Genomic DNA, 16,283 nt, shown 5'->3' with positions numbered 1-16,283 from the left:
GAAATTGTAAAGAAAAGATAGGTCTAAAGAGTTAATTTAATGATTTGTGTATTTACAATGTTTACAATATTCTGTTTATATGATAAAGTATCAATAAGATACATAGAAGGGAGGCCGTAGTGAACAGTCGACCATTCTAATCAGTTGAAAGAGGGTGTATAGACATTTCACCGGCAGACAGGCCGAAAATGCAGTTATGAATATACAAGTAAATAATAGTTATATGTAAAGGCTCAGTCCATTATCTTACAGAGATATCGGCTGAGCCTTTTGTTATGTAAATTTATATATTACCCATTCTTATTCTCTGCTAAACTAAAGCTAATATGAAATTAGTTTGGATAAAAAGAGGTATTAATATGCATGAATTTACATTAGAAGAAAAAAGACGTTTTAGAATATTAGTTGCTATTGTTTCGATATCTGGTTTTTCGCAAGGGATGTTGCTTCCTTTAATTTCTGTAATTTTTGAACAAGATGGTGTTAGTGCTACTTTAAATGGATTAAGTGCAACTGGATTATACATAGGTACGTTGTTAATCTCTCCTTTTATGGAACCACCTCTACGAAAATTCGGATACAAACCGATAATAATTGTAGGTGGACTTCTTGTTATTGTGTCCTTAATGCTTTTTCCTTTGTGGAAAAGTGTAGCCTTTTGGTTTGTGTTGCGGCTATTGATCGGAATTGGTGATCATGCTCTTCATTTTTCGACACAAACTTGGATTACTAGCTTTTCACCACAGCATCGATTAGGTAGAAATATTGCAATTTACGGATTATCATTTGGCGTAGGTTTTGCGGTGGGACCTTTATTTGTCCAATTAGTGGAGATCTTTGAAGGTTTACCGTTCATTGTATCGAGTATCCTTTGTTTAAGTGCGTGGGTTCTTGTATTCTTCATTAAGAATGAGAAGCCTGAAGTTTTTTCCGATAGTGCCTTAATAGCTGGGACCTGGAAACGCTTTGGAGCAGCATTTGCAGTTGCATGGATAGCATTTATACCACCGTTTAGCTATGGTTTTTTGGAGTCCTCACTGAACGCAATCTATCCTGTGTATGCACTACGTAATGCTCTAGACGTTACAGATCTTTCTTATATATTAGCAGCATTTTCTATCGGGGGTGTTGTATCTCAGCTACCATTAGGGGTATTAAGTGATCGCATAGGTCGAAGAAAAGTGTTAATCGTGGCATTGGCCATGGGCTCTTTAACATTTGGTATAGCTAGTATGTTCGAAACTTCCGTCCTAGTCATAGGAAGTATGTTTTTTATAGCAGGTACATTTGTAGGTTCAACGTTTTCCCTTGGTATTTCGTATATGACCGATTTAACACCAAAAGAATTACTACCAACTGGCAATTTACTCTGTGGAATTTTCTTTAGTTTAGGAAGCTTATCTGGACCGTTTTTAGGTGGGCTTTTCATACAACTATTTGATGGCCTAAGTTTCTTAATACTTATAGCTCTATTGTTAGGTTCATTATCATTTCTTATACTCATCTCCAATCCACAGAAGAAAGGTCGATTGTTATGAAGCAAAAATCATCTAAGTTAGGAAGTAAAATTACACTCTATATTGTCGTAGGGATACTATTACTAGTAGCATTATTTACCACTGTCCTTGTTTACAACACGAACAAAACTGTAAAAGATTCATTAGGAGAAAATGGCATACATATTGCGCAAAATATCGCAACGTTAGTAGATGTTCCAGCCTATGAAGAATTTAAAAAGAACCCTGAACAAAATGAAAAGTACTGGGAATTAAGAGAAGAGTTAAATAATTTACTAATACAAAATGGCATATTATATGCGTATGTTACTGATATTCCTAAAGAAGGAGAAACAGCCACCATCATTATTGATGCTGCAGGAAAAGATGATGATAGTGCTTATTTACCAGGGGATATAAGTGAAGGAACAAATTATGAAGCTGTAGAAGGTGCATTAACTGGAAGTGGAAGCTACACAGACTTAATTGAGGATGAAGAATATGGGGAATACTTATCATCGTATGCTCCTTTGAAAAATGAAGCAGGAGAAATAATTGGGATTGTAGGAGTTGATATTTCTGCAGCGAATGTCCAAGTAATTCAACAAAAAAGCTTAAAAGAATCTGTTCCTTTTTCTTTGATAATGGTTATTCTGTTAGGTACAGTCATCACCTTAATACTCTATCGTTATGTTCGAACTGCATTGAAGCCACTAACAAATATGCAAGATGCTTCTATTAAGTTTGCAAATGGAGACCTTCGAGGGGCTGAAGAAGTATTAAAATCGGTGTCATTAAAACAGAATAATGAAATATCCGATTTTGCTAAATCATTCCGAAAATCCATTGTTCAATTATCCTCTATTTTAACAAATATGAATGGAACAGCGGGTTCGCTATTAAAAGTATCTGATGAATTAGAGGAAGTAATGAAGTCAGTTAGATCCTCAAATGATGAAATATCAGAGAGTATTTATAAAATAGCTTCTGGATCTGAAATACAGAAAACAAATAATGATGAAGCTCTAACTGCTATGGAAGAGATGACTATTGGCATCCAGAGAATTGCAGATTCTTCTACCTCAGTGGCCACATCATCTAGTGATATGACAGAACTTGTTACCTCAAGTGCAGCAAATTCTATGACAGTAGTTCACCAGATTAAAAACGTAGAGGCTTCTGTACTGGCAACTGAAAAACATGTGAAAGATCTAGGAGAAAAATATCAATCCATTGAAGAGATGGTTACAGTGATTACAGGTATTGCTGATCAGACGAATCTACTAGCATTGAATGCAGCTATTGAAGCGGCTCGGGCAGGTGAAGCAGGGAAGGGCTTTGCTGTTGTTGCAGATGAGGTTAGAAAACTAGCAGAAATGTCGAGAAACTCTGCGGAAGAAATACGTGATCATATTCAAGGATTCCAAACAGTAACTGTTCTAGCACTAGGAGAAATGGCTAGAAGCGCAAAAGATGTACAAAGTGGATCATTAGCCGTCGAAGAGATCGGAAACGACTTGAATAAGGTACTGGAATCTGTTGTCCGTGTAAATGAAGAAGTACAAGATGTTTCAGCTGTAACAGAACAAATGTCTGCAAGCTCCGAAGAAGTACTTGCATCCATGGAGCAAGTTACCGCTATTGTAAATGAGTCAGTAGAACAAACGAAAACTGTTGCTGTTTCGGCAGATTATCAAGTGGATACCGTTGAAAACTTAGACAAAACGATTCAAACTCTACAACAATCAGCCCATCAGCTTCAAAAAGCAATTAACCAATTTAATCTGTAATAGCGAAGCACTAAGGTTGTTCTTTTTTAAGAACAACCTTAGTGCTTTTTCTTTTGGCTATTTTAAAGATAAAGGCTTTTCTGGTCTATTAGGGCAATATTTACAACTAGGGTCACTACATTTAGATTCTATATCCAACTATTACATTTAGGACAAAAATACGTATCAAAATTATCATAATAAACTAAATTAAACTTGCATGTAGAACAATACTTTTCTTGTTCAATTTGACCATAAAATTCAAAGTCATCTACTATCACTTTGTTATCTACTTTTTTTATTTCCATGAAAATCTCCCCCTTAAGTTCATTTCCTACGTCCCATTCCTGAAAATAACATCATATAAACAAATCTTGACAATATTCTGAGTAATAGGTTAGTCTGAGTTAATTATAGTAAAGGGAGAGATTCATATGCAAAGAATAACACTGACTTCTTCATTCAAATTGGAGGGCATGTTGGTTTAATAATATGATCTCCGATTTGATTCAAATCCAGAATCAACTAAATCGGAGGAATTATAGTGAGCATACAAAATTTTTATTATACAATCACAAGTTCTAGATCGTTTTTTATCCAAATTGTATTTACATTAAATGCTATTTATTATGTAACGCAAGCAAACTTAAATGCATTGCAACTGGTTTTAATCGGCACAATTATGGAAGTTTCCGTTCTCTTGTTTGAAATGCCAACTGGCTTGTATGCAGATCACTACGGACGAAAGCGTTCACTAGCACTGGGCACAGTTATTATTGGTTTGGCACATGTTCTTGAAGGTAGTACGCCAGAATTTTGGGCGATTGCTTTCGCTTCTGCGATGTGGGGAATAGGCTGGACTTTCATAAGTGGAGCTGAACAAGCATGGATTGCGGATGAGTTAGACGGCGAAGACTTAGACACCACGTTCCTTCGTGGTTCCCAATTTTCTTCTTTTGCACGTTTCGTAGCAATTTTGGCCAGTGTGGCAATTGCGGCTGTTTGGTCGGTGCAAACGGCGATTATATTTGCAGGTGTCATGCTGATTGCCCTTTCATTCTGGGCATTCATCAAGCTACCCGAAACCAAGTTTGTCAAAGTAACACGTGAAAAAGGTGTCTCGGGTGTCACTCATATGGTTACCACTATCAAAGCTGGACTATCACAGATTCGTGGGAATACTATGCTAGTTAGCATAGCGGTAGTTACATTATTATGGGGACTTGCGAGTGAAGGATTCGACCGTTTATATGGAGCCCATTTCATTACTGACTATAATTTGTCGGAAGATGAGACCATCTACTGGTTTGGTGCTTTTTATGCGATTGCATTTTTACTTAATATTGTCGTACTACGTTTTGTTGAGAAAAACGTGAAAGGTCGCTACGCGGCTGTGCTATTGCTTATAAATGCAGTGTTGACAGGAACGATGCTAATTTTCGCATGGACAGGTCATTTCTGGATAGCTGTGGTGATGTACTGGGTGACAAGTGCACTGAGAAACGTAAACTATCCATTAATGAGCATCATTACAAATGAACAAATTAAATCGAAAGGTAGAGCAACAACACTTTCCATGTTTGGGCAACTTGATGCTTTCGGACAAATTGTTGGGGGCCCATTAGTAGGATTGTTAGCATTATACACAACAATTGCAGGAGGCATTTCGGCATCTGCATTCCTAATTTTACCCGTTCTTTATTTCTTATGGCGAATGAAGCGGAAAACGGTTCATTCATAATTTTTTAGTACTTGATGCGAATGAGCATCAGGTACTATTTGATTGGAGTGACATGTGATAAGAAGCTACTCCATCAATATGATGCCAGTTGTTGTATCCCTTTAGTTTAAGTGATAACCTTCACGACAATGATGTATGTATCTTTACCATAACCGTAATTGTGTAACTTTTCTGCTTATTTTACGTATAATCAATAAATACACTACTTCAAAAAAAGGAGTGGAATCGATGATAACGCTGAATGCAGAAAAAAAGTTTATAAATTTACTTCTATACTTGCTTCTCATAGCTTTTGTGCTGGTCACATACACCTTGGATTTATATCCAGGAGTACATCAAATAAATTATAGTGATGAGCAATCTTTTACTATAACTAAGAAAGGTATGCTTCACTCGGAGCAACATAAGGTTATCAAAACAGAGGAATCCACCTTAAAAGTTGCGCTGATAGATTATGAGGTAAATTTTCTGAAGGTACTTTGGCTTGTGGGTATTATAGTATTCTCCATGTTCTTTATTAATCTTGTTAACTTACTGGAACAAGGGAGTATTAAGCCAGCCCTTATAATATCAGCTATTTATATCGTTATTTTTATAGGGGCTCTTTTTGTCTATATAGATAGATTCCTTTTTGTAAATGAAGTAATTAGGAAATTAATAGTTTGAAGATCAACTAAAATGAAAAATAAATATTGTTTAATGAAGTATGGAAGGAAATGATATTTTCAAATGGAAGCAATGGAACTTAAAGAGATATTATCGGAGCTTAAAAGTGGGGAAAGAATTTGGGAAGCCGAGGAAACAGTCATTATTATCAAATCGATGATTGAACATATTGGTTCTTCAGATGGCGAGTTGAGAGATCAATTAATATATAGCTGGTTTTATCATTTAATAATAAAAAAGAATTTGCTAGATCAGGATCTGTTGAAGGAACTATTAGAAGTGGCACTAAAGGATTTGTTATTGAAAGGTATTGGAGATAAAGACACAGATACTGTATTCACAAGGTCTTTTACTACTCTTTTAATAGCACTTATCCTATCTAGAGACAACGAAGATGACTTTCTTAGCCAAGATGTAATTTTGCAAGTAAAAAATAAAATAGTAGATTATATTAATCTTGAAAATGACTTAAGAGGGTATATTCCATATAAAGGATGGGCTCACAGTGTAGCGCATGTCGCAGATACCTTGGATGAATTGATAAAAAGTAAAAAAGTGGACGTAAAATACTTTGGAGAAATCTTAAATGTACTGTGGGATAAAGTCCTTGTTTCCACTACTGTTTACATTCACGAAGAGGAGGAAAGAATATTAGTTTCAATACTGGAGATGCTCGAACGAGGTCTAGAAATAAAAGAAATACAATCATTGTTAAAGCAAATACCAGATGAATTACATAAACAGAAAATGTTAGTGAAGGAAGAAGAGTATTGGTATTTATATGCAAACTGCAAGTCATTCTTAAAAAGCTTTTTGATTGAAGTTCAAAAAAGACCAAAATTATATCCTTTGCAAAAAAGTATTGAAGATTGCCTTGAATCGGAATGGAATCTTATGTCATGAGAAAAGGACAGACAAGTTGAATGTCTGTCCAATGTATTATATATAATTAAGGTTTTAACACGAATTTAATACTTTCTTCTTCATGATCATGGAAAGTTTTATAAGCATCGCTTGCTTTGTCTAATGGCATACTATGTGTAATAATTTCTTTTGGATCGAATTCACCGTTCGTAATTTTATCAAATAAGGTAGGCATATAATGTACAACTGGGGCTTGTCCCATCTTTAGGGTTACATTTCGTTCGAAAATATTACCTAGTGGGAACATATTATACAATGACCCGTAAACGCCTGTTAATTGAATTGTCCCAAACTTTCTTACTGCGTTTATTCCGATATCTAGAGCACTTAAAGTTCCACCCTGGAGTTTTAGCTTTTGTTCCACTTTTTCAACCATCGACATTTTACCGTCCATACCTACACAGTCAATCACTACGTCTACTCCACCGTTAGTAATTTCTTTAATATGTGAACCCATATCATCGTATTGTTCAAAATTATACACTTCAACATTATTCATCTTTATAGAATGTTTTAAACGATAATCTAAATGATCCACTGCAATTACTCTCTTTGCACCTTTCATCCAAGCAAACTTCTGTACCATCAGACCGATAGGACCTGCTCCTAAAACGGCAACGGTGTCTCCTTCTTTCATGCCAGAGTTTTCAACACTCCAATAGGCAGTAGGAAGAACGTCTGAAAGAAATAACAAAGATTCATCTTCTAGTTCACAAGATTCCGGTATTAAAAACGGCAGATAGTTTCCATATGGTACTCGTAAGTATTCTGCCTGACCCCCAGGGAAATTACCATAACGTTCAGTAAAACCAAAGTAACCCCCTGTGTCCAAGGCAGGATTATCATTAGAGTTATCGCATTGGCTTTCCATCTCATTTTGACAATAAAAACATTCGCCACATGATACGTTAAATGGAATAACTACTCTATCTCCTTTTTTAACTTTCGTTACTGCTGGTCCAACCTCTTCCACTATTCCCATTGGTTCATGCCCGATGACATAGTCCTTTCGAGTAGGCATGGCACCTCTATAAATATGAAGATCTGATCCACATATAGCTGTAGTGGTAATACGTACAAGGATATCATCTTGTTTTTCTAATTTGGCATCTGGAACTTCTTTTACTTGGACATCTTTGGCACCTTGGTATGTGACAGCTTTCAAAAAAATCTCCTCCTTTAAAAGTATGTTCAATTTAATCTTTCCCTATGATCTCCAAATTAAAACTCACGAAGATATGATGAGGGTGGGGAGTGAGAAAAGTAATAATCATTAAAATCTGATAGAAAAAATAAAAATCCCGAGAAATAATAAAATGTACCCCATAGAATAGACACTTAAAAAAGTCTATCCTATGGGGTACTTTTGTTTATAATGAGAAAAAACATGTTAGGGCGGATCAAAATGACAATAAGTTTATTTAATGAAAATGAAATAGAACTGCTGAAATGCAATCCAAATGTACGTGCAGTTAGTGAAAAAGGAATTACCTATACCGACGAATTTAAACGTAGATTTATTTCTGAAAATGAAATGGGGAAATTACCTCGTGCTATTTTTGAGGAAGCTGGCTTTGATGTGGAGTTAATTGGTATGGAGCGTATTAAATCTGCAGCTAAGCGGTGGCGAGCTGCCTATCATGAAAAAGGGATATTCGGATTAGAAGATACGAGGAAAAAGAATAGTGGTAGACCTTTAGAGAGAGAACTAAGTTTAGAAGAAAAATACGCTCGATTAGAGGCGCAGAATCGATTATTACAAGCGGAAAATGAACTCCTAAAAAAGCTCGATTTACTCGAAAGGCAGATGATGAAAAAGAAACAAAACTCCTAAGCGAACAGAAATTCCAATTGATCCACGACACGATTGAAAAATATCAATTAAAGCGTATGGTTCGTTTTCTGTGTGTATTAATTGGCGTATCTCGATCGGGCTACTACAACTATTTCTCAGAAAAAGCCATGCAAAACCGCGAAGAACGCAAGTTAGCAGATGAAGAAGTAAAAGAAATTATTCTAAAAGCGTTTCTTTTCCGCCGTCGAAAAAAAGGCGCGCGTCAAATAAAAATGACGTTAGAAAATCAGTATCTCATTACATATAACTTAAAACGAATTCGTCGCATAATGAAAAAATTTGGGATCATTTGTCCATTTCGAAAAGCGAATCCTTATCGAAGAATGGCAAAGGCAACACAGGAACATCGCACATTACCAAATCTATTAAACCGCCGGTTTAAGCAAGGAGTCATTGGTAAAGTTCTATTAACAGACATTACATATTTAAGTTATGGAAAAGGAAAACGTGCCTATTTATCCACCATTAAAGATGCAGAAACGAATGAGATACTAGTATATGAAGTATCCGATAAAGTAACCTTAGATATCGCACTAAGTACCTTAAAAAAATTAAAAAAGAAAGAGATAAAACTATCTAAAGAGGCATTTATCCACTCAGATCAAGGCTTCCATTATACAAGTCCTCAATTTCAAAAACTGGTAAAGAAAATGGGATTAGGTCAATCCATGTCACGTCGTGGAAACTGTTGGGATAACGCACCTCAAGAATCGTTCTTTGGCCATTTTAAGGATGAAGTAGACTTGAAGTCTTGCAAAACTTTAGAGGATTTAATACGAGAGATTAAGAGTTATATGACGTATTATAATCATTATCGAGGTCAATGGAACTTAAAAAAGATGACGCCTGTACAATACAGACATCATCTTCTTCAAGTTGCTTAAGAGCTTTTTTTAAAATGTCCTTTACAAAGGGTACACTTTATAATTCTCGGGATTTTTTATTATTTTAGTATTAATAATGTTACTGCTTCAACATGTGCAGTTTGAGCAAACATATCAACAGGCTGGATGTATTCTATATTGTAAATTTCTTTAAGAGCAGCTAAATCCTTCGCAAGTGTCGATGGGTTACATGATGTGTATACAAAACGTTTTGGTTTAATATCCAAGATCGTTTTTAACAATTCATCATCTAAACCTGCGCGTGGTGGATCTACTGTTAATACATCTGGAACGAATCCTTCACTTTTCCACTTTTGTAACCAATGTTGTGCTGTACCATGTACATATTGCGTATTTTTGAAGCCATTTCGCTTGGCATTCTTTTTAGCATCTTGAACAGATTCTTGAATAATATCCATACCACGAACCTCTTTGGCATTTTTTGCAAGCCATAGTCCGATGGTGCCGACACCACAATAAGCATCTACGATTGTTTCTTCTCCTGTAAGAGCCGCAGCTTTTTCGATCTCATTGTACAAATGCACTGTTTGTTCCGGATTTAACTGGAAGAATGCACGAGCAGATAAATCGAAAGCTAATTCCCCAAGCTTTTCATGAATCGTTTCTTTCCCATGTAAGTTAATCGTCGTATCACCAAATATTAGCGAAGTATCTTCTGCATTGATATTCTGACTAATGGACACTATATTAGGATCAATTGCTCTTATTTTTTGAACTAGTTCTTCTTTTTGATGCATTTTCTTTTGAGTTGTCACAAGGGTAACTTGAATTTGTCCAGTTTTCATACCCGTACGAACGACAATTGTGCGGACGACTCCTTTAGAATTTCTTCCATCATAGATAGAAATTTTCATTTCTTCCAAGAATCTTTTTATTTCATTTGTAATATGGGTAGTAGCCGGGTGTTGAACGGAACATTCGTTAATATCGATTAACATATTGGATTCTTCCGCGTATAATCCAGCAATAACTTTATCGCCTAATTCTCTCACTTGGAATTGGCTTTTGTTGCGATAGTGCCATGGGTTTTCCATGCCAATCGTTGGTCTTACATCAATTGATGGGGCTAAGTCTTTCACATATCGTTCTAAAGCCTGTATAACTAAATCTCTTTTTACAAGCAGCTGACTTTCATAAGTCATGTGCTGTAACTGACATCCCCCACAAGATTCATATACTGGGCAAGGTGGAGTAACACGATGCGGAGACGGTTCTCTTAATGTTTTAACTTCTGCTTCGGCATACTTAGGATTTGCTACTGTCACTTTCGCAGTAATTACTTCTCCTGGAAGTGCACCTTTAACAAAAACAACATTACGTTTAAAGAATCCAACGCCTTCTCCATTGATACCAAGTCGTTTAATCGTCAGGGGGAATTCTTGTCCTACTTCTATAACTGATTTTTCACTCATACCTTCACGTCCTTTATAATCTTCCTTCTATTATAAAGGAGTTTATTCAGGAAGCAAAGTAAGCGGAATATCCAGATTATTCATGACTAAATCATCTAGTGTTCCAAATGTATATCCCATTTTTCTAGCATCCTTGATGAACATTGGTAAGCCCTCTGCATTATCAGGAGATACTGTGTGCATTAAGATGATTGCACCAGGGTGGATTTGGGACATTAGCTCATCATAAGCATATTTACCGCCTTTTTTCTGATCCTTATGCCAATCAATAAAAGCTACAGACCAAAAGATATGCTGATGTCCTATTTCATTGGCAGCCTCTAGCACTTGTTCGTTAAAAATGCCTTCCGGTGGCCGAGTGACGGTTGTTCGGGTTAATGAAGTTAGTTCACTTAAACGTTTATCAAATTTTTGCAGTTCTTTTTTCACACCATCCTTAGAGAGCCTTGCTAGGTTCGGGTGTCCATATGAATGGTTGCCAATCTGGTGTCCTTCTGCAATCATTCTTTTTACTAAAGGAGTTGCACTTTCTAAATAGTGCCCAGTTAAAAAGAATGTAGCTTGAATATTTTCAGCTTTTAAAGTGTCTAAAATACTTTCGGTATAGCCGTTTTCATAGCCGTTATCGAATGTAAAATATAGAATTTTTTCATCTGCAGATCCCTTATATATGGAACCATGTTTTTTGAGCAAGGCATCCATTTCTCCACCTGCTTCTGCTTGTTGTTCATTTGTAGCTTTTTTTAAGCCCCAATGGATTTCCTTATCAGCTTGGGCAGAAAAAGGTTTATTCATAAATCCGATACTTAAAATGATTGTTGCAATAATAATTCCTACTAGGTGAGATTTCCACATAAAAACGCAACCTTTCTTTTTTAAGTAGGTTGCGCCAATAAGAGTTAGTTATTCATTTATAAATAGCGCGTAAACCACTTTCTAAATTAGGGAAATGGAATGTATAACCTTCATCCAGTAGAACCTGTGGTATAACATGTTGGCCTTCTATGACAAGCTGACTTTTTTCACCTAAAGCAAACTTTAAAGCAAAAGATGGAACGGGAAAATAATGTGGCCTTTTCAATACAGTTGCTAAGGTTTTTCCAAAATCGTTCATCTTTTTTGCATGCGGCGCAGTAATATTAAATGGACCATTAATGGGTTGTTCTATTGCAAATAATAAGGCACTTGCAACATCTTTAACATGTACCCACGACATCCAATTATCACCTGTTCCAATAGGTCCACCAACAAAAAGCTTGTATGGTAATGCCATCAATGGAAGTGCACCTTCAGATTTACCTAAAATAATTCCGAATCTACCATAAGCAACACGTATCTGAAGCTCTTCTGCACTTTTAGCTTTCAGCTCCCAATCTCGAACCGTTCGAGCTAGAAAGTCAGTACCAACTTCTTTCGATTTTTCTGTATATCTTGTACTAGTCGAGGCTGGATAAATGCCAATCGCACTTGCATTTACTAGTACTTTCGGTTTTACAGCAAGCGCTTTTAATATCCGGAGCAGTTCATCCGTTGTTTGCATCCGACTGTCATAGATTTTTTGTTTTTGTACTTCTGTCCATCGCCCATTATTAATGGACTCACCAGCCAGATTTACAAAAGCATCGATGCCTTCTAACTGTTTTTCAGGGTGGGCATTTTCAGATAGCCACTGTACATATGTTATGCCATGTTCCGTTCCCTGTTTAGAACGAGATAGTATATATACATCATGGCCTTTTTGCAACAGTAACTCTGTCAGTTCGCTTCCTACAAATCCAGTTCCTCCAGTAATTGCAATTTTCATTTATCTTCAACCTCCTTCTTATTTTTATCATAACAGTTCAATCATTTATCACCAACCAACTTATACGCTATAATTGAAGAAAGGCGAATGGAGAGAGTGAAAATGCCGGTTATTACGAGAATTGGACGACAAAAGAATAATAATGAACGGTATAACTTATATTTGGATGAAAAGTATGCATTTAGTTTGGATGAAGCAGTTCTGATCAAGTACCAATTATCTAAGGGCAAAGTCATCGAAGAATTTACACTAGATGAAATTGTTTTTGACGATGAAGTAAGAAAGGCGTTTAACAAAGCCATTAACTTTTTAAGTTACCGTATGAGAAGTGAGTACGAAGTAAAACAAAAACTATTGCAAAATGAGTATGGTGAAGCAGTTATATTAGAAGCAATTCGAAAATTATATGAGTATGGCTTTCTTAATGATGAAAGCTTTACGAAAGCCTTAGTAGAAACACAAAAGAAAAATAGCAAAAAAGGACCTACTGCAATACGTCAGGAACTGAAGAAAAAAGGAATTGATAAAGATCTTCAAGAGAAAGTATTGGGCAATTATTCAGAAGAAGAGCAAGTAGATATAGCGAGAACTTTGGCAGAAAAGATTATCAATCAAAATCAGGATAAAACACCAAGGCAGATAAAACAAAAAGTCCAAGATACACTTCAAAGAAAAGGGTATAATTTTAGTATAATTACCCAAGCACTTTCAACATTCGAATTAGAAAAAAATGAAGAAGAATGGATCGATATAATTGCTACGCAGGGAGACAAAATTTGGCGAAAACATTCGGCTAAATATAAAGGAAACGATTTACGAAGACGTATAAAGACAGCGTTATATCAAAAAGGTTTTCCTGCAGAACAAATTGATCTATATATAGAAAAGAAGGAGTTGGAAGAGCAAGATGAGTGAAAAAAAATATGGTGATATGACTGTACCAGAGCTTAGAACGGAAATTGCAAATTTAAAAGAGAAATCACGAAAAGCCGAGCAACTAGGAATAGTAAATGAATATGCCGTTTACGAAAGAAAAGCATTGATGGCCCAAGCTTTCCTAATAGATCCTGCTACTATTAAACCAGGTGAGATGTATCGAATTATTGGAGATCCTGGTGTGTTTTTTCAGGTAGAATACTTAAAAGGAAGATTTGCATGGGGTTACAGATTAGGTGGAGAAAAATATGAAGAAGCCTTGCCAATCTCAATGCTAGAATCACTGGAGGAAAGAAAATAATATGCAAACAAAAATAGATGAATTAACTTTCGCACTTCTAGAAAAAAATGATAAGCTATCTTCTGCAAAGGCAAGAGCTTGGATAGAGTTACTATGGTCAGACTTTGAATCCTCGTATGCCAAAGCTGGATATGATTATAAAGGGGCTGCTGTCACAGAAATGGTCATTAGAAAATGGATAGATGGCTACGGTGCACAGCTACATGAATTTGCAAATACGAACGAGAAGTATAAACATTTATTGGAGACCGACGATTTTAGCAATTAAAAACGCTAGGAAATGTATCCTAGCGTTTTTTCTTTATTAGTTATGTGGGATAAAATCTAGTTTTTTACGTAGCTTATCTTCACTGAATATCCAACCTGTGTAGGAATTGACTATTTCTAAATCTTCATTTAAATGTGCCACGGCTACGAATGGATAAAAGTCATTACTGCGATATCGTAAGTCAATTAGTCTTACTTCATATATATGCTCAAATTCCGTAATCTCCCAGCGGTAAATAGGAGAAAACGAAGTAAATGCACTCATATTTTGGTCTTTCAAAGCAGCTTTTACTAAATCAGATTCGGGCAGCGGATTACGTTCGAACTTATCATAAATAGTGATAGATCTGCCGTATGCTCTTCCTACATAATGATGCGTTTTAGAATTTGCAGCTACTCTCCATTGAAAAAATTTCATCGTAGGTGCAACAATAATTTCATCTGCATCGGGAATAGTATGCTTAACAGAATTTTTCACTGCATGCTGTACGGCGAATCGTAAAATATAGTACAGGAAAATAATAGCGTACATAGTAAGAAAAGTTGGTACAGGATTTAAGCTTAACATCCATAAAAGTATACCAACCACATGAATACCAAAAATAATTGGATCAAATGTATTAATAACTCCCAGGGCAACCCATTTCTTTGAAAATGGCCTTAAAGCTTGAGTTCCATAAGAATTGAAGATATCTACAAAAACATGTACAAATACAGCAAGAAAAGTCCATAACCATAAATGCAGTAAATTGGCTTCAGGGAAAATAAGCCATAACACACCTGCTATTAAAATAGGCCATAAAATAACGGCTGGAATTGAGTGAGTAATTCCACGATGATGTCGAATATAAACTGCATTATTGCGTAATTTTAGAACAGTATCTATATCAGGGGCTTGAGAGCCTATAATTGTACCTGCTATAACTGCAGTCGTTGTAAGTGTGCTCCCTGCAACAACGGGGTCAATAAGAGATAGACCGCCTAGTGCAACACCCATAACAACATGTGTACCTGTGTCCATACAACCAGCTCCTTTAGGATTACAGCTTACTACATCTTAAAATAGATTAGTTAAAAAACAAAGCCGCTAATATTCATATACCCAAATTTAATGTCAATAATCGCAAGGAAGGATTTTACAGTGAACGAATTATACAAAAAAAATGTTAGAGAATCCCTAGTTTCATGGTTCTTAGAAGAAAAACGTGACTTGCCGTGGAGGAAAACAACAGACCCATATAAAATTTGGGTTTCCGAAGTAATGCTACAACAAACAAAAGTGGATACGGTTATTCCTTATTATGAAAGATTTATCGCAAAATATCCTTCACCACAATCATTAGCTAATGCAGAAGAAGGAGAACTATTAAAAGAGTGGGAAGGATTAGGATATTATTCCCGTGCCAGAAACTTACAGAGTGGTGTTAAAGAAGTAGTTGAACATTATAATAGCGTTGTACCTTCCAATCGAAAAGAAATTTCCAAGTTGAAGGGTATTGGTCCATATACTGCTGGTGCTATTTTAAGTATTGCATACGGAGTGCCAGAACATGCTGTAGATGGCAATGTTATGCGTGTACTTTCTAGAGTCTTATTGATAAAAGAAGACATTGCGAAGCCAAAAACAAAGAAAATATTTGAAGAGGCAGTAATGGATTTGATAGATCGTGAAAATCCCTCTGCCTTTAACCAAGGTCTTATGGAACTAGGTGCAGTAATTTGTACCCCAACTAAACCAAAATGTCTTTTGTGTCCATTAAGAGAAAATTGCTCTGCATTTTTTGAAGGTGTGCAAGATGAGTTGCCTATAAAAACAATTCAAAAGAAATCAAAGACCCATAAAGTGAAAACAGTAGTTATACAGAATAAGGATGGACATGTATTACTTGAAAAACGAGCTTCTAAAGGCTTACTAGCGAATATGTGGCAATTCCCAATGGTAGAGTTACCAACGCCTAACCATACAGTAGAAGAGATTGTCGAACATGATTACGGAATAGAGATTGAAAAAGGTCCGTTAATCAATGAGTTTAAACATGTGTTTTCGCACCTAGTATGGGAAATGGAAAGTTTTGAAGCAATCTTGAAGCAGGAAAAAGAGCTTCCTAATCGTTGTAAGTGGCTTACTATAGAAGAAATAAATCTACAACCGATGCCCGTCCCGATGTTGAAAATTTGGAATGCATGGAAAGAGAGGGAGATTTGAA

Annotated in this window: 16 protein-coding genes; 10 read left to right on the top strand and 6 right to left on the bottom strand. The window is 35.9% G+C overall.

All coding sequences use genetic code 11. The annotated features are described in order from the left end of the window. Positions 1–359: 359 nt before the first annotated feature. Together MHI47_RS15400 and MHI47_RS15395 are read left to right on the top strand one after the other, a co-directional pair. A complete protein-coding gene (locus MHI47_RS15400; protein ID WP_340763341.1) occupies positions 360–1,538 on the top strand; it encodes an MFS transporter in 1,179 nt (392 codons plus the stop codon). Then, positions 1,535–3,286 carry a methyl-accepting chemotaxis protein gene (locus MHI47_RS15395; protein ID WP_340831398.1) on the top strand — a complete coding sequence of 584 codons (1,752 nt, stop codon included), beginning with the start codon at positions 1,535–1,537 and terminating at the stop codon, positions 3,284–3,286. The genes MHI47_RS15400 and MHI47_RS15395 overlap by 4 nt, the downstream gene beginning before the upstream one ends. 128 nt (positions 3,287–3,414) lie before the next feature. On the opposite strand, the gene MHI47_RS15390 is transcribed toward MHI47_RS15395, so the two are convergent. Further along, entirely contained in the window at positions 3,415–3,573 is a 159-nt protein-coding gene (locus MHI47_RS15390) for a hypothetical protein (protein WP_340831396.1), read from the bottom strand. A gap of 236 nt (positions 3,574–3,809) precedes the next feature. Here MHI47_RS15390 and MHI47_RS15385 point away from each other — a divergent pair, with 236 nt between their 5' ends. The 3 genes from MHI47_RS15385 (at position 3,810) to MHI47_RS15375 (ending at position 6,575) form a co-directional block, all read left to right on the top strand. Continuing rightward, positions 3,810–5,006 (top strand): MFS transporter, encoded by a 1,197-nt coding sequence (locus MHI47_RS15385; protein ID WP_340831394.1) that lies wholly within the window; start codon positions 3,810–3,812, stop codon positions 5,004–5,006. 228 nt (positions 5,007–5,234) lie between these two features. Next, positions 5,235–5,672 carry a hypothetical protein gene (locus MHI47_RS15380; protein ID WP_340831392.1) on the top strand — a complete coding sequence of 146 codons (438 nt, stop codon included), beginning with the start codon at positions 5,235–5,237 and terminating at the stop codon, positions 5,670–5,672. 63 nt (positions 5,673–5,735) lie between these two features. Next, positions 5,736–6,575 carry a DUF2785 domain-containing protein gene (locus MHI47_RS15375; RefSeq protein WP_340831390.1) on the top strand — a complete coding sequence of 280 codons (840 nt, stop codon included), beginning with the start codon at positions 5,736–5,738 and terminating at the stop codon, positions 6,573–6,575. Between the two features lie 46 nt (positions 6,576–6,621). Here MHI47_RS15375 and MHI47_RS15370 read toward each other — a convergent pair whose 3' ends face one another. After that, positions 6,622–7,761 carry a zinc-dependent alcohol dehydrogenase gene (locus MHI47_RS15370; protein ID WP_093538165.1) on the bottom strand — a complete coding sequence of 380 codons (1,140 nt, stop codon included), beginning with the start codon at positions 7,759–7,761 and terminating at the stop codon, positions 6,622–6,624. A 240-nt stretch (positions 7,762–8,001) separates the two neighbouring features. Between MHI47_RS15370 and MHI47_RS15365 the strand changes: the two genes are divergently transcribed. After that, positions 8,002–9,335 (top strand): IS3 family transposase gene (locus MHI47_RS15365; RefSeq protein ID WP_340830615.1). Its coding sequence is split into 2 segments (ribosomal slippage): positions 8,002–8,389 and positions 8,389–9,335, totalling 1,335 coding nucleotides; the frame shifts between segments, so codons are not numbered across the junction. Positions 9,336–9,394: 59 nt separating this feature from the next. On the opposite strand, the gene rlmD is transcribed toward MHI47_RS15365, so the two are convergent. Genes rlmD through MHI47_RS15350 form a run of 3 tightly spaced genes read right to left on the bottom strand, consistent with a single transcriptional unit; the run spans position 9,395 to position 12,572 of the window. Then, entirely contained in the window at positions 9,395–10,768 is a 1,374-nt protein-coding gene (gene rlmD, locus MHI47_RS15360; RefSeq protein ID WP_340831388.1) for a 23S rRNA (uracil(1939)-C(5))-methyltransferase RlmD, read from the bottom strand. Positions 10,769–10,810: 42 nt separating this feature from the next. Further along, entirely contained in the window at positions 10,811–11,623 is an 813-nt protein-coding gene (locus MHI47_RS15355; protein WP_340831387.1) for a polysaccharide deacetylase family protein, read from the bottom strand. A gap of 52 nt (positions 11,624–11,675) precedes the next feature. Next, positions 11,676–12,572, bottom strand: a complete 897-nt coding sequence (locus tag MHI47_RS15350) for a TIGR01777 family oxidoreductase (protein ID WP_340831386.1) — start codon at positions 12,570–12,572, stop codon at positions 11,676–11,678. 102 nt (positions 12,573–12,674) lie between these two features. On the opposite strand from MHI47_RS15350, the gene recX reads away from it, so the two are divergent. From recX to MHI47_RS15335, 3 genes are read left to right on the top strand one after another with little or no spacing between them, the layout of a single operon-like run. Beyond that, complete coding sequence (gene recX / locus MHI47_RS15345) at positions 12,675–13,487, top strand: recombination regulator RecX (RefSeq protein ID WP_093538168.1); 813 nt, start codon at positions 12,675–12,677, stop codon at positions 13,485–13,487. Further along, positions 13,480–13,809, top strand: coding sequence for a YfhH family protein (locus tag MHI47_RS15340; RefSeq protein ID WP_093538169.1), 330 nt, complete (start codon positions 13,480–13,482; stop codon positions 13,807–13,809). Before recX ends, MHI47_RS15340 begins: the two co-directional genes overlap by 8 nt. A gap of 1 nt (position 13,810) precedes the next feature. Then, complete coding sequence (locus tag MHI47_RS15335; RefSeq protein ID WP_340763324.1) at positions 13,811–14,077, top strand: YfhJ family protein; 267 nt, start codon at positions 13,811–13,813, stop codon at positions 14,075–14,077. 36 nt (positions 14,078–14,113) lie between these two features. Here the strand turns inward: MHI47_RS15335 and MHI47_RS15330 are convergent, their stop codons facing one another. Further along, entirely contained in the window at positions 14,114–15,097 is a 984-nt protein-coding gene (locus MHI47_RS15330; protein WP_093538171.1) for a metal-dependent hydrolase, read from the bottom strand. 120 nt (positions 15,098–15,217) lie between these two features. Between MHI47_RS15330 and mutY the strand changes: the two genes are divergently transcribed. Beyond that, entirely contained in the window at positions 15,218–16,282 is a 1,065-nt protein-coding gene (mutY, locus tag MHI47_RS15325; RefSeq protein WP_245762746.1) for an A/G-specific adenine glycosylase, read from the top strand. Position 16,283 lies beyond the last annotated feature (1 nt).

This window comes from Psychrobacillus sp. FSL H8-0487 (genome assembly GCF_038008385.1).
GTDB classification, from domain to species: Bacteria; Bacillota; Bacilli; order Bacillales_A; family Planococcaceae; genus Psychrobacillus; species Psychrobacillus psychrotolerans.
Note: the sequence above shows the minus strand (reverse complement) of the source record. Positions and strands in the feature narration are given on the sequence as shown.